The 21,041-nt window shown below is 37.2% G+C and carries 14 protein-coding genes and 1 pseudogene; 7 read left to right on the plus strand and 8 right to left on the minus strand.

Translation table 11 applies throughout. The features are described from left to right. Positions 1 to 54: 54 nt before the first annotated feature. The 3 genes from QUF91_RS25085 to QUF91_RS25095 are packed head-to-tail and all read right to left on the minus strand — an operon-like array spanning position 55 to position 1,663. Positions 55 to 609, minus strand: a complete 555-nt coding sequence (locus QUF91_RS25085) for a hypothetical protein (protein ID WP_289419736.1) — start codon at positions 607 to 609, stop codon at positions 55 to 57. Further along, positions 609 to 1,154 carry a hypothetical protein gene (locus QUF91_RS25090; RefSeq protein ID WP_289419737.1) on the minus strand — a complete coding sequence of 182 codons (546 nt, stop codon included), beginning with the start codon at positions 1,152 to 1,154 and terminating at the stop codon, positions 609 to 611. The genes QUF91_RS25085 and QUF91_RS25090 overlap by 1 nt, the downstream gene beginning before the upstream one ends. Next, a complete protein-coding gene (locus tag QUF91_RS25095) occupies positions 1,154 to 1,663 on the minus strand; it encodes an RNA polymerase sigma factor (RefSeq protein ID WP_289419738.1) in 510 nt (169 codons plus the stop codon). Before QUF91_RS25095 ends, QUF91_RS25090 begins: the two co-directional genes overlap by 1 nt. A 155-nt stretch (positions 1,664 to 1,818) precedes the next feature. Between QUF91_RS25095 and QUF91_RS25100 the strand changes: the two genes are divergently transcribed. Continuing rightward, the gene (locus QUF91_RS25100; RefSeq protein ID WP_289419739.1) at positions 1,819 to 2,238 is read left to right on the plus strand and encodes a hypothetical protein; all 420 of its coding nucleotides are present in this window, start codon (positions 1,819 to 1,821) and stop codon (positions 2,236 to 2,238) included. 12 nt (positions 2,239 to 2,250) lie between these two features. Continuing rightward, a complete protein-coding gene (locus tag QUF91_RS25105; RefSeq protein WP_289419740.1) occupies positions 2,251 to 7,347 on the plus strand; it encodes a DUF4132 domain-containing protein in 5,097 nt (1,698 codons plus the stop codon). Here the strand turns inward: QUF91_RS25105 and QUF91_RS25110 are convergent. The 4 genes from QUF91_RS25110 to QUF91_RS25125 all read right to left on the minus strand — a co-directional run bounded on the left by QUF91_RS25110 (position 7,312) and on the right by QUF91_RS25125 (position 10,436). Further along, complete coding sequence (locus QUF91_RS25110; protein ID WP_289419741.1) at positions 7,312 to 7,629, minus strand: hypothetical protein; 318 nt, start codon at positions 7,627 to 7,629, stop codon at positions 7,312 to 7,314. The two genes, QUF91_RS25105 and QUF91_RS25110, sit on opposite strands and share 36 nt — an antisense overlap. A gap of 257 nt (positions 7,630 to 7,886) precedes the next feature. Beyond that, positions 7,887 to 8,618: a hypothetical protein gene (locus tag QUF91_RS25115; protein ID WP_285396166.1), complete on the minus strand. Its 732-nt coding sequence runs from the start codon at positions 8,616 to 8,618 to the stop codon at positions 7,887 to 7,889. After that, positions 8,611 to 9,948: an AAA family ATPase gene (locus QUF91_RS25120; protein ID WP_285396167.1), complete on the minus strand. Its 1,338-nt coding sequence runs from the start codon at positions 9,946 to 9,948 to the stop codon at positions 8,611 to 8,613. Before QUF91_RS25120 ends, QUF91_RS25115 begins: the two co-directional genes overlap by 8 nt. Positions 9,949 to 10,190: 242 nt before the next feature. Next, the gene (locus QUF91_RS25125) at positions 10,191 to 10,436 is read right to left on the minus strand and encodes a hypothetical protein (protein WP_289419742.1); all 246 of its coding nucleotides are present in this window, start codon (positions 10,434 to 10,436) and stop codon (positions 10,191 to 10,193) included. Between the two features lie 719 nt (positions 10,437 to 11,155). Between QUF91_RS25125 and QUF91_RS25130 the strand changes: the two genes are divergently transcribed. The 3 genes from QUF91_RS25130 to QUF91_RS25140 all read left to right on the plus strand — a co-directional run bounded on the left by QUF91_RS25130 (position 11,156) and on the right by QUF91_RS25140 (position 17,047). After that, complete coding sequence (locus tag QUF91_RS25130) at positions 11,156 to 12,904, plus strand: methyl-accepting chemotaxis protein (protein ID WP_285398629.1); 1,749 nt, start codon at positions 11,156 to 11,158, stop codon at positions 12,902 to 12,904. Positions 12,905 to 13,199: 295 nt separating this feature from the next. Then, positions 13,200 to 16,367, plus strand: a complete 3,168-nt coding sequence (locus tag QUF91_RS25135; protein WP_285398630.1) for a non-ribosomal peptide synthetase family protein — start codon at positions 13,200 to 13,202, stop codon at positions 16,365 to 16,367. After that, entirely contained in the window at positions 16,367 to 17,047 is a 681-nt protein-coding gene (locus QUF91_RS25140) for a 4'-phosphopantetheinyl transferase family protein (RefSeq protein ID WP_285398631.1), read from the plus strand. Before QUF91_RS25135 ends, QUF91_RS25140 begins: the two co-directional genes overlap by 1 nt. Positions 17,048 to 17,106: 59 nt before the next feature. Here the strand turns inward: QUF91_RS25140 and QUF91_RS25145 are convergent, their stop codons facing one another. Beyond that, entirely contained in the window at positions 17,107 to 19,437 is a 2,331-nt protein-coding gene (locus tag QUF91_RS25145; protein ID WP_289419743.1) for an SEL1-like repeat protein, read from the minus strand. Between the two features lie 104 nt (positions 19,438 to 19,541). On the opposite strand from QUF91_RS25145, the gene QUF91_RS25150 reads away from it, so the two are divergent. Together QUF91_RS25150 and QUF91_RS28350 are read left to right on the plus strand one after the other, a co-directional pair. Continuing rightward, positions 19,542 to 20,201: a hypothetical protein gene (locus tag QUF91_RS25150; protein WP_289419744.1), complete on the plus strand. Its 660-nt coding sequence runs from the start codon at positions 19,542 to 19,544 to the stop codon at positions 20,199 to 20,201. A 421-nt stretch (positions 20,202 to 20,622) separates the two neighbouring features. Next, positions 20,623 to 21,024: pseudogene (locus QUF91_RS28350) on the plus strand (flagellin N-terminal helical domain-containing protein); the annotation flags it as partial. Positions 21,025 to 21,041 lie beyond the last annotated feature (17 nt).

The following is a 21,041-nucleotide window of genomic DNA, read 5'->3' on the forward strand; positions in this document are numbered from 1 at the left end:
AGATGTCAGTGCTCAGTAAGAACAGATTCCCTGAAACAAAACAAGATCCATCGCTTATTCCAGCGAATGGACCTTGTTTTCCTTATAGTATTTATGACACGCTCGAAAATAAAATAAAAAAAATAAAAAAGCAAGCAACTGTAGGATAGAACCTATAAAATGAACATTTTCTCGCATAGTTGCATTAACATTTATTGAAAATGACTGTATCACAAAGCCGCACAGCATAAATGCCATAAATTTCTGGTATGTTCTAAATGTTTTAGCTTCTAAAGGCTTATTTTTATGAATGTGCAATAATAATTGGAAAACTACATACATAAAGACGATGAATAAAAATTGCATAAACTGTACCCCAATGTCTCCTAGTATCTTATAGCCTAGCCATCGATCTAGCTCCACAAAAAATGATAATACTACTAATATAATGGCAAAGTTTTTCGACCAACGCTTTAAATTGTGAAAAGACGGCAACAGGTGAATACCGTATGCAAAAAATAGGTAGCCAATAAAATCTGGCAATATATCAGTATCAGCTTTTCCCAAAAACAATAAATCTATAAAAACAAAACCCACTCCATTAAATAAATAATCATAAGGATTTTTCATTATTTTTTGCCCCTCTCAATTGTTTTAACAAAGTAATGATCGTGCTCTTGTTGAATCTCATCTATATTATATTGCTTAATCGTATAATCGTAGGATTCGCTATAGCTTGGTTTCATAATAGATTCATCCACGTTTTGATTCTCTGCATATACTAGGTTCCCAACCCATGCCAAGAAAGACAATGAGAACGTCATGTAGACAAGTTTTCCTCTCGTAAGCCCCTTGAAATAAACGAACAATATAAACAATGAGAGCGCAGACATTAGGAAAATGCACAATATATTTGTAAGATTTTTCTCCTGATTGATGGGTAACTGTGCTGCATTTTTCAGCTCGAACGATTGCCCTGCACCAATCATGAAGACAAATAGAAGAGCGGCCAATGTTACAGGAACGGTTAATATCGTTGCAACAGTAAATCGTTTTGTTTTCTTTATATGACTCTTTTGTAGCTCTCTACGCAATTGATTGGAAAAATCTACATCTGGATCTTTATCAGGGCGTTTTTTTAGTGCGTCAAATAACTTGTAGTCATGTTCTTCCATCAATCATCCCTCCCTACTTTTTTCCGAAGTCTCGCCATTGCTCGGTGAAAATCAACACGTACCTTAACTTCCGAGATACCCAAAATCGTAGCTGTTTCTTGAATTGTGTAGTCTTTTAACATCCTGCAAATAATGATTGTTCGATCATGTGATTTTAACGTCATTAACGCCTCTTGTACTGTTTGCCATTGCTCATGTTGTTCTACAATTTCTTGAGGCTTAGGAATTTCCTTCAATACTGGCTGCCAGCTAAGCTTTTCTGTCAAAAGACGCTTTATTTTCTGCTTTCTATGTATGTCTACTGCTGTATTTCGTCCAATTGATAAAATCCAAGTTTTTACTTTATCCATATCCTTTAAATTACCCAACTGCTTCATCACCTTGAAAAACGTTTCTTGCGTAATATCTTCTGCCTCTTGCTTGCTATTTGTATAATAAAGCGCAAAATGATACACATCACGATGATAAGAATCGTACAAATGTTCTATTTTTAGTATATCTTTATGCAAAACTTCACCCCACTTTCTACACTCACAAATAAGTCGTCGCAACGATTTATTTGTTACACTTTTCCCAATTTTTTTTACACAACTAGCGTAAAATGCCTCATTCTTTTCACTGTTTATTCTCTTGTATAATGTAATTACTGTAAGGAGGTGTTAGTTTGCGTTTATTTTACCAACAAAAAATAATCGGCAAAAAATCACGTAAACTTCAAAAAATCCCATTTACTATTGAAGAACCTGTCCATACTTTGAAAGATTTGCTTATCCAACTTGTCACACAAGAGGTTCATCATTATAACGACAAGGCAGTGGATACTCCGCTTCATATTTATATAACTGATCAGCAGCTAGAGGATGCAGCGCAACATGGCAAAGTACATTTTGGGGAGAAAAAAAATTCCGCCGCGCAGTCAGTAGATCAAGCAATATCCACCGTTCTTCTAGCCTTTGAAGATGAGCTTTTCTTAGTACTACAAAACGAGGAGCAGCTAAATTCACTTACTACACCATTAACAATACGAGAAGATGATGTTTTTACATTTATTAAACTAACAATGCTAGCAGGACGCATTTGGTAAGGAGCGATTTCCATGACATTATCACATGATGAAAAAAACCAATTTCAAAGCAAAATAGATACTGCACCAACAGCCATTCAACCAATAGCTACAGCATTACTTCAATTTATGGATACACGTGATTATGGTATAGAGCAGCATATTGCTGATTTGAAGATCACAACGCTTGAGGAGTTATTTACTGGACCTCTTTTCGATGTACTGACACTATTATCGTCACAAGAACGTGCACTAACTATTAAAAAACTAGCATTACGTTATGATACAACAATGTTTCAGACTGGCATTATGCGTAGATCATTTCGTTCCGCACAACCCGTACAGGACCACCTTTTTCAATGCTTACAATTGATTGAAGAAATGCTGACATTTGAGGAAATAAATCTGCAGGAATTACTAATGAATCACAGTCAATTCGAGCATGGTACATACCCTAACTATAGCTCCTTTGTCATTAAAAATGAGAATACGAAAGTAATGCATTTTACTGTTTTTGAACAAATGCTCGCTGAAGAATTGTCATTACAAAACCCTGTGATTGAAGAAGCGGTTGAAAATATATTATTTGATGAGCATCAGGGTAGCTTTTTTGGCTATCCACTGATAAGAGGTATTTTCAAATCAACAAATGCTCGTATGCATGAGGCACTTGGTAAACTATTAGTTGCTGCTGCCCGTCAAGAGGGACTACGCCAAGCCATTGTAGAAAATATTGACCATGGCACATTAGATGCACAGCTTACCATTATGAAGCTTATTCAGGAGCATCAGCTCACTCGCTTCTCCTCCGTGATTCGCGCAGTCGATACATGGATGGGCCTTGGCTATAATAGCTTCGAAAATCAAAAAGTAACAGAGGAAGTATTAGCGTTAGCGATTCAAGCAATTGAAGACGATCAGTTCACCATTGAGCTACTGAGAAGCGCGAGAACGATCGATATTTACGTGGCACTTTGGACAATTTCTACAAAAGATTACACGAAGCTCAATACTATTTTGCCAGAGTTGTTAAAACGCGAAAAACATATCCAGCTGACAACACTTGCATTTTTAAAAAATCTAGGGAAAACTCCCTTCACAGCACAGTATGTCAAGGATCTTATTTTAACAACGAAGGATATTGAGCTATTTACATTTGCTTGGGGCAATTTCCTATATGCAAATAACTATATTAATAGTGAATATGCTAGAGATAACGATTGGGTTAAAGATTTACATAAGTTCATGCAGGACAATACCCAGCTACATGGCATTGAATACTCTCTATTTGAACAGCTTGAATGGGCAAAGAGCGAAGTCACGAAAGATGGTATAACAATAACAGGAAAACCTTTATCATTCGTCTATGCACACTTGTCGTTAGAAGATTTAATTTCAACACAAATAATTTTAGCCCACTATTCACAAGATGAAGAGCTATTTCAACGTATTATTGCGAATGCGGATTCTTACTCTCCTACAAGTAGAATAGGCCTTCTTAATATTTATTGTCTTGACGATACTGATACTACGCAAGGAAAGCGCGATTTTCTATTTAGCGCTTTACGAGATCGTAGCTCCATCAATCGTTCCCTTGCGTTGAACAAAATACAATCACTAACACCTACAGACGAGGAAATTTTAAAAATCGAGGACCTTTTAGCAAATAAATCAGGCTCCCTTCGTAAAGAAGCCATTTCACTCTTAAAGCTACAGTCGCCAGAGAAAATATTGCAAAGTTCCGAGCGACTCATCCAGGACAAAAAGCAGTTGAAGCGACTTGGTGGGCTTGAGTTGTTGTTGGAAGCCTCTAAAGAGCATCACCTATCTAGCGAGCAAATTACCGCATTATGTGATCTGCTACCGAAAGTAACGAAGACTGAGCAAGTGCTGTTAGATCAATTGTTAACAAGTGATGTTCCTGAATATAACGAGGAAAATGGCTTTGGTTTATATACGCCACACCCTCCTATTCAATACGACAACATTACTAATATTGATATAAAGATGAATGGTGTAGAAGCATGGCAGCAGCTTGTTCCTTTATATACGCAGGCAACGATGCCACTTGAAAAATTCTTTGAGTATGATGTAGAGAAGCTTTTGTTAAAGCTTGAACAACTTATTCAACTATTAGATGCGAATGCCCACTATGAATACGAAACATATCGATGGGATGATACGCCGATCACCTCAACATTAGGACAAACATTTAATATTGTTGCTTCGAAAACAGAAAATAATCGAAATGCAAGTCTCGATGTATATCCGATACCAGATGAAATTCTCGAGTGGATAAAGACGTCTAAATTCAGTACTGAAGATTTAGCTTATTTTAACTTTTATAACAATCTATCTGAACATCCTGCGGCACATGAACTGAGCGAAGCAGCACAAGCCTTAATCGCTCCCTTCTTTAATTATGCAGAAATAAAAGAACGTGTTGCTAAGTTTAACAACTTAAAGTATCAGCGAATAGTGGAACGAATTTTCACTGTACTTTCGCAAGATTTAGATACTATTTCTGGAGAGCAGGCGCTTCATAAAGAGGCCGTCGCATTACTAACACAGCATGCACCAGAGTTTAATGCTTTGGAACAGGCGATCGGTATTATGCTTCAGCTTTTAACACAAATATCTGCCGAGCAGTGGAAGCTTGATGTACGAGAGAGGGACTATTATTATAACTCTACTTCAACTATAGTAGCTTTAGATGTTATCCGCGCTTTTGTTAATCGATGCTTCTCTGACTATACGACTTACGGTGAATATGTCAAAATGCTTGCCATTAACGAAGAGTTAACTAAGAGGCAGCAGAATGAGCAATATAGCCCAACTATATACAATCTAAACCTATTCCAATACTTAGATGCTTTTAATGCAGGCTTGTTCACTAAGGATCATTTATTTGAAACCATCTTCACAGATACATTAGCCTCTGAAATACTAGATGAACCAAGTAAATTAACGAAGCGTTATCAAGAGTCATTTGAAGACTTATCGAATCTCTTTGCTGTTCGTGAGCAGGCCATTGATCGCATTTTAGAAATAGAGCTTATGCGTGGTGATATTCCTACAGCAGTAACGAAACTCGCTAGGGACATTGATTATATAGAGGGTATTGATTATTTCTTCAAGATTTTACAAGCACTAGATGGTGAAAAACTTGCTCGTGGCTATAGTTGGCAAACAGCAGAAACAAAAAAGGCTGTTTTTTCTCGCCTACTCACAAACTGCTACCCTAAAAAGGATGAAACTGCACAGCAATTGAAAAATGCGTGGGAAAAAACAGATATATCAAAAGAACGCTTAATTGAAGCAATGATGTATAACCAGCATTGGATAGCCCTTGTTAGTGAAGTAATTGACTGGGAAGGATTAAAAGAATCAGCATGGTACTTTATCGCCCATACTACTGACTATTTATCGGACTTTGCTAAAGATCAGATTGCCCTATTCTCAAGCATTACTGCTGAAGATTTCCGTGACGGTGCATTTGATTTAACTTGGTTCCAAAGCGCATATCAAACACTGGGTGCAAAAAGATTCAAGGTCGTATATGATGCAGCAAAATACGCGTCGGAGGGAGCTAATCACCGTCGAGCACAGCTTTATGCAGATACAGCAATAGGCAAGCTTAGCCCAAAACCGTTAATGGAAGAAATTAGCGATAAACGCAATAAAGATAAACTACGCGCACTCGGACTGATTCCACTGAAAAAATCGGATCAAAAGGATGCACTAACACGCTATCAATTCATCCAACAGTTTTTAAAGGAAAGCAAACAATTTGGCGCACAGCGTCGTGCTAGTGAAGCACGTGCAGCCAGCATAGCGCTCGAAAATTTAGCACGTAATGCAGGAGATGGCGAAACAACTCGCTTCACATGGCGCATGGAGCTAGCAGCCTTTACCGATATAAAGCATTTATTCGATGCACAACAAATCGAACATATCACTGCACAGCTACAAATTGAAGAAGATGCAAGTGTCACGATTATCGTTGAAAAAGATGGAAAACGACTAAAAAATATCCCTGCTGCACTGAAAAAGCAGGAGCAGGTTTTAGCATTACAAGAGGCAAGAAAAGAATTGCAGATGCAATATAAACGAGCACGCCCAGCACTTGAACAGGCGATGGAGCATGAAACTAAATTCTCTGCCGAAGAGCTGATTAATTTATTAGAGCACCCGATTTTAGCTCCGCTTCTCCAAAATCTCGTCTTTAAAAATGAAGAACATTTAGGATTGCTAACCGAGGATGGTCTCAAGCTACTATCAGATGAAATAATATCTCTTGCTCCAACAGCAACATTAATGATTGCCCATCCGTATCACCTGCTTGAAAGTGGACAATGGCGACAATGGCAAGCTTATATGTTTGAACAAAAAATAAAACAGCCATTTAAGCAAATATTCCGCGAGCTGTATGTAATAAATGCAGATGAAAAGGAACAAAAGAGATCATTGCGCTATGCGGGACATCAAGTGAATCCTTCTCAAACGGTTGCACTCCTAAAAACACGCGGCTGGCAAATTAGTTATGATGAAGGACCACGAAAAGTGCATTACAAGGAAAACATCGTTGCTTCCTTGTATGCGCAGGCAGATTGGTTTACGCCAGCAGAAATCGAAGCACCAGCTATTGAAGGCGTCTATTTCTATAATCGTTTAACAGGTAAAGCCCTAGTATTAGATGACATTCCTGCAACGATATTCTCTGAAGTGATGCGAGATATTGACCTCGTTGTGAGTGTTGCACACGTAGGTGGTGTTGACCCTGAAGCGAGTCATTCTACAATTGACATGCGCAGTGTTATTGTGGAGGAATTGGCGAAGCTATTAAAACTAACAAATGTCGACGTGAAAAAGCAGCATGCACTTATTGAAGGCAAACTTGCAAGCTATTCATTGCACTTAGGCAGTGGAGTTGTCCATCAAGTGGGCGGCTCAATGATTCCAATACTCGCTGTACCATCTCAGCACCGAGGACGCATTTTCTTACCAATGGTGGATGACGATCCGCGTACAGCCGAAATCATGTCAAAGCTTTTACTGTTAAGTGAAGATACAAAAATCAAAGATCCAGCTATTTTAGGACATATTCGCAGCTACGAGCAAATGCGCTAAAGACTCATGTGCATAAAAAACGGGAAATACTGCTAGATTATTTTCGTCACCTGTTGTTAAATTATCAATGCCCTCCATTCTAATATTGGAGGGCATTTCGCGTTGTTGAAAAACATAAAGTAGGGCTCCTCGGCAAAACGAGTGGTTGATTTCCGTTCCGACTGGGCGCTTTGTTGCTGTCGCTTCGCTTTCGCACAGATAAAAAATTTGTTGCTGTCGCTTCGCTTTCGCTACAGAAAACATTTGTTGTCGCTGTCGCACAGATAAAACATTTGAGGTCACGAAGGCGTTATCACAGGACGTGATGTTTTTAGCCTTCGTTCCTCTACTTGCTCGATCCAGGATCTCATCTGTACCTGATCACTTTTTCGGCATACCCGAGCGGTTTTGGGCGTTACCCGATCACTTTTTCTCCATACCCGAGCGGTTTTGGGCGTTACCCGATCACTTTTTCTCCACACCCGAGCGGTTTTGAGCGTTACCCGATCACTTTTTCTCCATACCCGAGCAGTTTTAGGCATTACCTACCGGAGGGCATTTTATTGTACATCTGATTTAATCATTTCAAATAATAAGGGCACATTCGTTCCGCGCTGTAACGAATTACAGCCCTCCATTAAAAATGACCAGCTCATTTTCATCTTTTCTTTGTACGGAAGCTCTGAGTTAACTGGAAGAAATTCTGTTAAATATTCTTCTATGGAGCTCGATAAACTTTCCATAAATTCATCAGCTTTTTGCACCTTTTCCGTTGCTACTTCATTGCGCTCATTCCATAGAACATGCTCCAAGTTTGTAGAAAAATAAAATAGCTGATACGGTATTTTTAATCTTTGAATGCTAAAATGATCATTCGCCACAAGAATTTTGGCATTATTCGCCTTCATTTCATTACGTTGCTCGATTTGTTCCTTACGCTTCTCAGATTTCACCAATATTGCCTCTTCTGAGTAATATAAATTTTCTTCAATATCTTCCTTCACCTTGACAAATTCAGGGGCGATAAAGCAACCATCTGCATCTGTAATATGAACGACAGCGGTTAAATCCTTCGCTAAAAACTTATACTTCTCCAAATAGCTCTGAATCACTCGTACAACACTATTTTTAATATTAGGTACTCGTTTATTAGCATCCCACTTCGTTAAAATATCCTCCCTTTGTACATCGAAACGAATCGTAGAATTTGCAAAATGTTCATCTAGATAATCCTCTAAAACAATTTGCTCCGTCTGCCCTTCTACAATGATTAATAGAACCTTTTTAGTCATACTGGACACCCGCTTTTCGAAAAGCACGTTTGATTTTAAAAATCTTCGTTTCCTTATAAACCTCTTCATCCTGTCCACCCAGCTGAATGGCACGTAAATAAACATCTCGAGCATTATTTACCTCTTTAATACCCTTTAGCTGCATATAACGACGATCCTCATTCGTTGTTGTAAACCATAAGTTTTTAATAGCAAGCACCTCTAACACACGTAAATTATGAGACGTGAAAATAAGCTGCCCTTTTCCATCCTCATCAATCACTGTTAACAACTCGCCTAACAAATATTCAAAAACACCAGAATCTAATTCATCAATTACTACACAAGCATTTGGGTTGTTATAAACAGCAATGAGCACACTGAGCACAGAAATAATTTTCAAAATGCCTTCTGATTCTGTCCGAAGTGGTAATTCGCGCTCTCCTCGCTTAGATAAAAATTCAAAACGGATTCCTTTTTCGCCATTATCCATAGTTTGTTTTGTAATCACATTAATATTTATTGTCAAGCCTGGAATAATCGCTGATAATACACGATTACTTTGCTCGATCACTTCACACAACACGTAAAACGCATCCTCTGGCAATAACGCTGAATCCTTCAAATCATAAGAAATAAAACCACGAGTTTTGTCTAGATGAATACTAAATGGCATGATACGCTCTTCAAATAGTGGTGCGATATTTTGATTATTAACGACATGTAAATCACGATTAAAATCTATTGCTAAATTATGAAGCAATTGCATTTCTAACTCTGACAAGCTGTCCTGTAATAATGGTTTTAAATCTTTATGAAAGACAAAGGACGTATATTGTTTTTTTGCTAATTGCTGAATGACAAGTAATTGGATACGCATTTTTTCATTCATATCAGAAAGATTTGCTTTACGTATTTGTAGATCTTCCTCTGTAACATTAACTAGAATCTTCGAGCGCTTCCCTTTCGCGTTTTCTCTGTAAGCTACACGTTCAACTGTTGTGTACAATCTGTTTTCATCCTCTTGTAACTCTACATAATAATTGAGAAAAAATGTGCCTAGTGGATTTTCTACTAGAAACTCGAATTCAATACTTGCCGTATCCTCCCCTGCCATAATTAATCTTTTTTCTTGAGATGGTAATTTAACTTCCGTAATCCAACCAGAGATAAGTGCCTTTAACAAGCCAAATGCATCTACAATCGTTGTTTTCCCGGAGCCATTTTGTCCGTATAACCCTACAACATTTGCCTTAAGAAATGTGTCAAAGTTCACCGCTAATACGATTTCACCATGTCGTACATTTCGTAAATTTTGTATCTTTATTCTTTTGATTTTTATAGTTGTCATTTAACAAAACATCCTTTAAGGCTATTTCCTACTATTATAATTAAAATCGGCATTTTTTATAACAATTTCTATTTTAAAAACTGATATCATTAGCAAATATTCACACATAGTTTAAAGCCTATGACCAATCATAATAGTGAGCATATGTTAGAAAAGAAAAGATGAAGAAAGGTGTGTTTCATTGGTCAATCCTAGATTAACTCCCGAAGATGAAAATATGGATTTTAACATTCCGTATCATCCTAGCATGTCACCTGGTAGTTCCTATCCACCTTCGTATCCAATGCAGCCATATCCATCACAACCATACCCTTCGCGTCCTCCGATGCCATACCCATCACAACCATATCCTTCGCGTCCTTCGATGCCAAATCCATCACAACCATATCCTTCGCGTCCTTCGATGCCATATCCGTCACAACCATATCCTTCGCGTCCTTCGATGCCATATCCATCACAACCATACCCTTCGCGTCCTCCGATGCCATACCCATCACAACCATATCCTTCGCGCCCTCCGATGCCATATCCGTCACAACCATATCCTTCGCGCCCTCCGATGCCATATCCGTCACAACCATATCCTTCGCGCCCTCCGATGCCATATCCAGGCGGGCAATTTCCTAGTTTCCCTGGCTTAAACCCACCAGGAATGTCAGATATGTCACCTGGTATTTTTGGTAATCAAAGCTAAATAACTGCAACAAAAAGGCTATCCACAAGTTCAAATACGAACTAGTGGATAGCCTTTTTATCTATTACACGAAGGGATTTACCCTTCCCCAATAAAATAAAGCTCTGAATTTTTCACCTATATTTTAATCATTTGAAATCAACTTAGATAACGACTCTAAATTACTTTATATTAATATAAAGATAATTTATTGTATAAATATCCACAAAAATAGGAATTTTACAGACTAAAAAACTATTTTTTTAGTTTTAATCCCGAAGATTTAAAGTCGAAATAGTAAGTTCATTGGGTTGTGAACCGTATTTTTTGGCAGTATAGTTGTTTATTGTTAGGGGATGAATGGCTTAATTTACATTCATAATTTTTTGTAAAAAGGAACATGAACTTCCATGATTAATTACATCTGAACTACCAACTGTAACGTTCTCATCTAGTTACATTCGACTATCATACCCGCTATTGTTCCTTTTTTTACCTCAAATATGTTTTGTATATAATTTTAGGAGGAAGAGCATGAAGATAAGCAAGAAACAGCATATGTCCATCAGTAAGAAATTAACGGTCATAATCTTAAGTATCTTATTACTATTTGGATTAGTCACTTTAGGTCTTTCCTATTATATAGTGAGAGAAAGCAATTTTAAAGATATGGATCAATCCCTGTATGAAAAAGGAATGATTCTATCAAAGACTATAGATTTAAAGACATTGCAATCTGTACTGCAGGAACCTAATGCTAGTAACCCAGATGTCCTTCGTTTGACAGAAGAAATGGACGCTATAAACAATAAATCAGATCTTATTACGAATCTTTTTCTCGTTACAGTAGATGGAGAAAAAATAAATGCACCGGTTCTTTCATCTAGCGTACTTAATGTAGGAGCTGAATATAACCAGGATATGATAGAAATGGGTCTATCTTCAGATTTTCTTACAAAGATCAAAGAAGTGTTTGAAACAAAGGAAGCTACAGCTACTGATGTATATAGCGATGAATTTGGTAGCTATAAAACAGGACTTACACCTATTGTAGATGAAGATGGCTCTATCTTGGCTGCTTATGCAATGGACTATGATGTATCAAAGGTAACCGCTAAGGCTATGTCAGAAGTATTATGGACTCTTGTAGTTACAGTTATTTTCTTAATTGGTTCTTCCATTGCGGTTTACTCGCTTTTAAATAGAAAATTGAAACCTCTTCAGCAACTATCCATACAATCTAGAAAGGTAGCGGAAGGTAATTTAGAGCTTGAACCTTTACCTGTATCATCAACAGATGAAGTTGGCCTACTAACGGAAAACTTTAATTTCATGATTGAGAATTTAAGAACCGTTATTAAAAGTGCGACAAATGTTTCTACACACGTTTCAAACTCCGCAAATGTTTTATCGACCAATATGCAGGAAACAACAGATTCTTACAATAGCGTAGCTTCAGCCATGCAAGAGATTGCTGGGGGAGCTGATTTACAAGTACAAAAGGCAAAAGAAAGCGCCATTACAATTGAAGAAATGAGCATTGGCATTCAACGACTTGCCATGACATCAAATCAAATTTCAGAATCCTCTATCCTTACTTCAGAAGAAGCTGAAAAAGGCAATGAATCTACTAATAAATCTGTTGCCCAAATGAATGCCATTAGTAAAGCTGTCAATCAATCAGCGGCATCTGTAAAAATGCTTGGTGAGCATTCAGGTAAAATTGAAGAAATCGTTGGTATTATTACAGGTATCGCTTCCCAAACGAATTTACTAGCATTGAATGCAGCAATTGAAGCTGCTCGCGCTGGAGAAGCTGGAAGTGGCTTCGCTGTTGTAGCAGATGAAGTTCGCAAGCTTGCTGAGCAATCAGAGGCGTCAGCTCGTGAAATTTCCACGCTTATCTCCCATATCCAACATGATACAAATGACTCTGTAAATGTTATGAGACTAGCTGTGGAAGAAGTGGACAATGGTTTAATAATGATTAATGATTCCGAAAAGTCGTTTAGTCAAATTTTAACTTCCATTCATCATGTAACTGGACAAATTCAAGAACTATCTGCAACGATTGAAGAAATGGCTGCGGGTATGGAGGAAGTAACTTCTGCCGTTAAGGATATGGAAAATTTCTCTGAAACTTCGAGAGATAATACAAGAGCAGTAGCCGAAACGTCTGCATCTCAACTTAACACTGTGCATAGAGTCTCCGAAGAAGCTAAAGTGTTGAATGACTTATCCAGTGAATTGTTAAATGTTGTGAATACATTTGAAGTAAAATAAAGTGAAACTTCATTCAGAGGGAGTTTCTTGATCCCTTTGAATGTTAGTAAACCAATCGGGCATTTACTGGCAATTGAATGCCATTTAATCATTTGGTTTACCTTTGCTTACTGCCAGTTATATCCGAGATAAAAATGAAAGGAGCTGTCCTATAAGTAGAATTAAGTCATTTTGTTCTTGGTCATGCTGCTACTTACTTGTAGGTTTTGAGCAGTTTATGAAATTGACTATTAAATTCTGCTTATCGAGAGTCTTATAAGACAGCTCTCCTTTCTAAAAATAGGAGTTGTTATAATTGAATATAAAACAAGAACTAGATTTAATTACACCACTTTCTAAAACGAAACTACCGGAACAACAAATGCTCCCATCTGATCGTACACAACTGTTAAATGAGGAGGATTTGTTAGTATACCAGGCATTAAATCGAACAAATGCGCATTATGAAAAGAACAAAACAATACCTGAAGTATTTTATCAAGCAGCGAATCAGTTTGCTGACCGCATCGCATTATCATTTAATGGCGGCATGATGACATATCGTCAGCTAAATGAACAATCTAATCAAATTGCTCATCTGTTAATTGCCAATGGTTTACAAAAAGGCGATTATGTAGCGATTGTCATGGAACGAAGTAAAGAAACAGTAGTTGCTTTACTTGGCGTTTTAAAAGCAGGAGGTATATACGTCCCTATTGATCCTAGCTATCCGAAAGAACGTTGTCATTTCCTTTTGAATGATACAGGTGCCTCATTCATATTTACAAAAGATGAATATACTCAACTGATCAATGAATTAATGCATAATGATTCCCTATCTCGAACCGTTTTTCCAATGAATCAGATGGAGAGAAGCTTTCCAATAGAAAATATTCACATCGACCTCCATCCAACCGATTTAGCCTATATTATTTATACATCAGGGTCGACAGGCCAACCAAAGGGCGTCATGCTCAAGCATGAAGCTGTTATTAACTTGATTACAGATAATCAAAGAATCTACCAAGCAACGAAAACCGACGTTTTTTCTCAATTTATCTCCTACAGTTTTGACCCATCTGTTACGGAAACATTTACAGCTTTCTTTTCAGGTGCAAGATTACATCTGTTAACAAGCATCGAACGTATATCCATTGAGGCATTCGCTGATATGATTGAACGGGAACAAATAACGACTGCTACCGTGCCAAATGCATTTTTTACACAGCTTGCTACACACCTCCCTCTAGAATACCTTGGAAAATTATCTTCACTTAACTATTTGTCAGTTGGCGGAGAAGCTCTTATGCCTACTGTCGTACAAAGGTGGCAAGAAAAATTCGGTACAACAACTGAGATTATTAATGTTTATGGACCGACTGAGTGTACCGTGCTGTCCTCCTATTACAGGGTAAAAGATGAACTAAAAGGCAATCAGGCAAGTATTCCTATAGGTAAGCCAATTGCTAATTATGAGATGTATATTATGAATAAGGATGGTCAGCTTTGTCCTATTAATGAAATAGGAGAATTATGTATTGCAGGTGCTGGCCTAGCTGCAGGCTACTTAAATCAACCAGAAAAAACCGCCGAAGCATTTATCCCCCATTTGTTTAAGTCAAATGAACGGATGTATCGAACAGGTGATTTAGTTCGACTATTGCCAAGTGGCGTTATTGAATTTGTCGGGCGTAAAGATTCCCAAATCAAAGTAAGGGGTTTTCGTATTGAGCTTGGGGAGATTGAAACGGTATTAAGCAAACATCCTAACATTCAAGAAACCATTATTCTTGCGAAGAAAATGACAGATGGCAATAATAGCTTATCTGCCTACTACACTGTATCGGGAGGTAGTCAGGTAGAGCAAGCATCTATTAGAGATTATTTGGCACGCAATCTACCTGATTATATGGTTCCTGAACGTTTCTTTGAATTACAAGACATGCCATTGTCTCCAACAGGCAAAATTGATCGTAAACAATTAGCTACAATGGAGCTAACTCCATCTCTCGACAGTCCATATGATGCTCCCGAAAACGACATCCAACAATTGTTAGCAAATGCTTGGGAGTATGTACTTGGTATTGAGCGTGTAGGAATTCATGATAATTTCTTTCACATTGGTGGACATTCTCTAAAAGTGCTTGAAATTCTTGTACAAGTGAAAAAGCATGTTCCATTTTTAAAAATTCAAGATTTCTTCCAGCATCAAACTATTGCAGAGCTTGACCATTATATTAGTAACTATCGACCTGAGGTGCATGATCATCAAGAGCGGACAACTAATTTAATTTCGAAGGAACTAATGGAGCCTAATGCCCTACCAGTCTCTCAAGCGGTAAAACCTTTACCTATGAATACGGTTTTGTTAACAGGGGCCACTGGCTATTTAGGAAGTCATGTATTATATGAGCTATTAATGAAAACAAATGCACATATCTACTGTCTAATTCGACCAAGTGCACATACATCACTTAAAGAAAAGCTAATGGATAGTATGCTATTTTATTTCGAAAAGGATATCGATGTCCTTATGGAAAATCGAGTAACAGTTATTCAAGGCGATTTGGGAAAACATGCACTTAATTTATCCGTGAAGGATGAGCAGGCAATTGTTGCAGAAATTGATGCAATTATTCACTGCGGAGCAGATGTAAGGCATTTCGGCGCAGCAGATCATTTTAATGATGTAAACGTTGAAGGCACTAAATATTTGCTTGAACTCGCAAAACAGAAACAAGGTGTCCATTTCCACTATGTATCAACAATGGGGATTCCAGAGGAGCTTGCCGCACATCAATGGGGGCCCAATGAAGCACAAGGCAACTTTAATTATGATAGTAAACTCGAGAATGTTTATACGCAAAGTAAGCTAAAGGCTGAAAATCTTGTTCGAAATGCTATAAATGATCAGATACCAATTTCAATCTATCGTGTTGGAAATTTAACCTGCCATTCCGACACAGGGAAATTCCAACGCAATATAGACGATAATGCTTTTTACCGAATGATTAAATCTATGCTTTACTTAGGTAAAACACCAACTGCTAATTGGCATGTTGATTTTACACCGATCAATTATGCAAGCCAAGCATTAGTTGCTCTAGCTTGTCAGCCAACATCAAACGGACATATATTCCACCTATGTAATCCTGTTCCTCTACCTTATCTAGAGTTTATCAAGATAATGAAGGAACTTGACTATGACTTAGACATTGTCACTGCACAGGAGTATACGGACTGGCTATTAAATGGCGAGCATTCTGAAGAAGTTCAAGAATATTTATCTTTAGCAATTGCACAGCTTGAAGGTGATGGAGCAAGTGATTCACCGTTTTTATTTAATAGCAATAAAACACAGGAATTTTTAGCGAGTTCTACTATTACATGCGCAGTACCTAATGCAGCGTTCATTCAAAATATGATTGATTATGGCGTTGAAATAGGCTATTTTCCTGAGCCTAAGGCAGTCGCAGTTCGATAATGCCAAAATTTAATGGCGTACATGTATTTGCACTTCCAATGGGTTCACAATTAGAAAAATCCGAATGGGATATGTTTTTCATTCATCTTCCATATAATGATCAGCAAAGGATATTAAAATACATCCATTGGCAGGATCGGCAAAGAGCATTGCTTGGAAATGTTCTTATTAGATGGTCAATCCAACACTTAACCGATGCTCGGCATATCCAAATTACTCGAAATGAGCATGGACGCCCCTATGTTATAGAAAACGATAGTTGGACAGGCGATTTTAATCTTGCTCATTCTGGAGAGTGGATCGTTATAGCACTAACGAATGAAGGTCGTGTAGGGATTGATGTTGAAAAAATAAAGCATGTGACTGAAGATGCCATGCAATATGCAATGTCACAGGCTGAGTTGACAACAATACGTCAACAATCCGAACTAAAACAATTACATTTATTTTATGAATTTTGGACAATGAAGGAAGCCCTCTATAAAACAAGTCTATTGCCAAACACCGCTCCACATTTGCTGAATACAATTGAAATAAAAGACAAGTATCAAGACATTCAGACACAAGTAATGTATATCGATCAATTACATCCTGTGTCCATTTGTTGGAACAGTGAGGAATCACATGTGAATTTCACTATATTGAACATGCAGCAGCTTATAGTGCATTTACAATCATAGAAAAAATAGTAGTACAACCTGAGTTTCGGTTTGTACTACTATTTTTTAATTACTTCGTTTTATTCAGGCAGTTGAAGTTTCCCACTGCTATATAAATTTCGTAAACAATTTTGTGCGTCAACATCACCTTGATGTGATGCGAGGCGATACCATTTAGCTGCCATTTCATAATTTTGCTGTACACCATATCCATTTTCATAAAAACCGCCTAAATTAAATTGTGCTACTACATTTTCCTGATGTGCAGCAAGGCGATACCACCTTACCGCTTCTTTATAATCTTGTTTAACACCTAGCCCATGATTATAAAAATAACCAATACTACATTGTGCATTACTGTGTCCTTGATCAGCAGCTACAATATACCATTTAAGAGCCAATTCGTAGTTTTGCTCTACACCTTCACCGTTCTCATATAACTTTCCAATATTATGGTGCGCATAAACATAACCTTGTATTGCAGATTTTTTATACCAATACATTGCCTTTTGATAATCTACTTGTCCATCCAATCCTATATCAAACGCATATGCTAAACAAAACTGACCTCTTTCATTACCAGCTTCAGCCGCCAAAAGATACCATTTCATTGCTTCATGATAGTTCTGTTCAACACCTAGTCCATCTTCATATAAGTCAGCAATATCAAGCCTTGCGAAATTATTACCTTGTAACGCCGCTTGACGAAACCAAGATAAAGCTTTTTTATAGTTTACTGGCTCTCCTACACCATTTTTTAGCATGTAGCCAAGACTGTACTGTGCCTCATCATTCCCTTGCATGGCTGCTCTTTTATACCATTTTGAGGCTTTCTCAAAGTTTCTTGAAACACCTTTGCCATAATAATATAATTCCCCAAGACGGAATTGTGATTTAGCATAATTATTTTTAGCTGCTTTTTTATACCATTTTTTTGCACTTTCATAATTTTGCTCAAAGCCAAATCCTTCTTCATAGATAAAGCCAATCATATGCTGAGCATCTGATACACCCGCTTTAGCTGCACGTTTAAACCAGCGCATAGCTCGATTATAATTGACTTTTACACTTTCTCCATTAAAATACATGGTACCAACTTTATGAGCAGCAACCGTATTTCCTTGTTTAGCTGCCATCAAATATAAGGTAAACGCTTCTTTTAAATTACGTTGAACTCCTACTCCTTCATAAAAAAGATTACCTAATGCGCAAACGGCATTTAAGTCACCAGCTTTCGATGCTAAGCGGAACCATTTCATCGCTTTCGTTACATCATTATTTAAATCTGTTTCAGAGCAATAAAATTTCCCTAGCTCATATAGTGCCTGAGCATCATGTTCCTCTATCGCTATTTTATACATACCTAATAACCATCGATAATCTTCTTCTGGAAGCATCTGCATTTCATCCTCAGTACAGTCAACTGTGATAGTTGCTTCTACAATATCTAAAAAATCAGCAACTACAGCAGACATACTAATTGATGGAACAGTAGATAAATTATCAATTAAATCAGCAAGTAACCTCGTCTTCAAAGGTAACTCTTCAAAGGAATATAGTTGTGTCCCATTTTTTAGGTGATTGAGTATTCTCTTCATTGCTTCAAGATCATTTTTTGTGCTTATCTCATTGTTTAATATGCTTACTATTTCTTCAAATTCAAAAGCTACTTTCGAGTGAGAATACCATTCTTTATGTAATAATTGTAGACGTATTTTATTAGAAAAAACGATATCTTCCTTATCTCTAGCTAATATCGTTAGTAAAACGTCGTCTGCTTTAGAAAGTCGTTCTGCAAGATATAATTCTTTCAATGCTGGTAAAGCTCTCACATCTCCACCTTCATCAGCAAGCATATACAGTGCCTGAGCTCTTTCATATGCTCCTTGCTTCTCCAAGTGTTGTGCAAGCTTATATTCAGCGTTTGCATGACGCCACAGTGTTGCGTATTCATACCATTTAGCCGCTCTTTCTTCATTACCTAGCTTCGCTTCGTACTCGCCAAGTTCATATTGAGCCTCAGCATTATCATATAGTGTAGCTTCAATATAATTCTCTACTAAGTATTCAATTTCCTCAGCAAAAAATCGGTTATCTTTTTCTACTTTAGTTGCTTCTGCTTCCCTAAACCATTTCAACACTATATTTAAATCATCTTGAATTATTGGCAGTATATCCTCGTCAATCGGAAAAATCTCTATTAATTGCCGAATTTTCAACTCTATATCCATCGACAATGTTTCTACTATTATCTCTTCCTTCATCAGTTCATGGATACAGTTGAATTCCTCTATATCGATATTCAAATTCTGTACATGACTCTGCACCAGTTCATATAAACAATTGCGCATGTCTAAAAAATGTTCTTCGTGCTCTAATCTTTCTAATATTTTTAAGTCCATAAGCATCATACATAACCTCCTTGAAAGACAATCATCTGAATAGTATATATCATATTTTACTTTATATTAATGAATTATCAAAAAATACCTTAAAAAGTAATATGTAGGGTCATTTGCTATCCTTATCAGCGATTGTTGGGGGTTTATCAGCGATTTCCCTACTTTTATCAGCGGTTGTCAGGGGTTTATCAGCGATTTCTATACTTTTATCAGCGGTTGTCAGGGGTTTATCAGCGGTTTCGTTACTTTTATCAGCGATTGTTAGGGGTTTATCAGCGGTTTCTATACTTTTATCAGCGATTTTCGAGGGTTTATCAGCGGTTTCTATACTTTTATCAGCGATGTCAGGGGTTTATCAGCGGTTTCGTTACTTTTATCAGCGGTTGCCGGAGTTTATCAGCGATTTCGTTACTTTTATCAGCGATTGTCGGGGGTTTATCAGCGATTTCGTTACTTTTATCAGCGATTGTCGGGGTTTATCAGCGATTTCGTTACTTTTATCAGCGATTGTCGGGGGTTTATCAGCGATTTCGTTACTTTTATCAGCGATTGTCGGGGTTTATCAGCGATTTTGTTACTTTTTATCAGCATTGTCTGGGTTTATCAGCGATTTCGTTACTTTTATCAGCGATTGTCGGGGTTTATCAGCGATTTCGTTACTTTTATCAGCGATTGATTCGGGGGTTTATCAGCGATTTCGTTACTTTTATCAGCGATTGTCGGGGGTTTATCAGCGATTTCTATACTTTTATCAGCGATTGTCCTTGTTCTAACAGCGTTTCATTGAAAAAACCACTTCTCAAATGTGAGAAGTGGTTCTTTATAAGGCATTCTATTGGCTGGAGCCGTAAATTACATCATGCCGCCCATACCAGACATATCTGGCATAGCTGGAGCCGCTTCTGGAATATCCGCTACTACTGCTTCTGAATAGCTTTGCTACAGAGGCTGCGTTTTGTAGAGTTAAACATGTTACTTTTGCAGTTCTATCAAGCTTTTAAGCCAGTTATTCTTTCCATAATTATTTACTACTTCCCAATTCAATTTTCATTGTCAATCAATTGAATATAATGGTCTGTAGATACATCTATATTAATAATGTTCCATATAGTAAAAAAGTTAAATAAAATGTAAAATAAATCTATAATTATTAATAATTATAATATGATCACGATTTAAAGGAAGGGTTATATTTTGAGAATTAAGCACAATAGTTCAGCACTGAATACTAACAACAAACTTAAAATTAATAGAGATAAAGCTACCAAAAGTTTAGAAAAATTATCATCAGGTTACAAAATTAATCGTGCTGGTGATGATGCCGCTGGTTTAGCTATTTCGGAAAAAATGAGAGGTCAAATCCGCGGACTCGATATGGCATCAAAGAATATACAAGATGGTATTTCGTTAGTTCAAACAGCGGATGGTGGGCTTCAAGAAATAACAGAAATTATACAAAGACAAAGGGAACTAATAGTTCAAGGTAGTAACGATACAAATACAGATAAGGATAAACAAATAATTGAAAAAGAAATAAACCAACTTACTGAAGAACTTAATCGAATCGCTAACCAAACCGAAATTAATACAATTAATTTATTGGCACGAACTGA

Origin of the sequence: Lysinibacillus sp. G4S2 (assembly GCF_030348505.1) — a bacterium.
Taxonomy (GTDB): Bacteria; Bacillota; Bacilli; order Bacillales_A; family Planococcaceae; genus Lysinibacillus.

Coding starts and splice junctions, on each gene's coding strand:
- QUF91_RS25120 (WP_285396167.1), bottom strand. CDS start 9,948: ATGACAACTATAAAAATCAAAAGAATAAAGATACAAAATTTACGAAAT.
- QUF91_RS25145 (WP_289419743.1), bottom strand. CDS start 19,437: ATGATGCTTATGGACTTAAAAATATTAGAAAGATTAGAGCACGAAGAA.
- QUF91_RS25090 (WP_289419737.1), bottom strand. CDS start 1,154: ATGGAAGAACATGACTACAAGTTATTTGACGCACTAAAAAAACGCCCT.
- QUF91_RS25130 (WP_285398629.1), top strand. CDS start 11,156: ATGAAGATAAGCAAGAAACAGCATATGTCCATCAGTAAGAAATTAACG.
- QUF91_RS25115 (WP_285396166.1), bottom strand. CDS start 8,618: ATGACTAAAAAGGTTCTATTAATCATTGTAGAAGGGCAGACGGAGCAA.
- QUF91_RS25140 (WP_285398631.1), top strand. CDS start 16,367: ATGCCAAAATTTAATGGCGTACATGTATTTGCACTTCCAATGGGTTCA.
- QUF91_RS25125 (WP_289419742.1), bottom strand. CDS start 10,436: ATGGCATCGGAGGACGCGAAGGGTATGGTTGTGATGGATATGGCATCG.
- QUF91_RS25085 (WP_289419736.1), bottom strand. CDS start 609: ATGAAAAATCCTTATGATTATTTATTTAATGGAGTGGGTTTTGTTTTT.
- QUF91_RS25105 (WP_289419740.1), top strand. CDS start 2,251: ATGACATTATCACATGATGAAAAAAACCAATTTCAAAGCAAAATAGAT.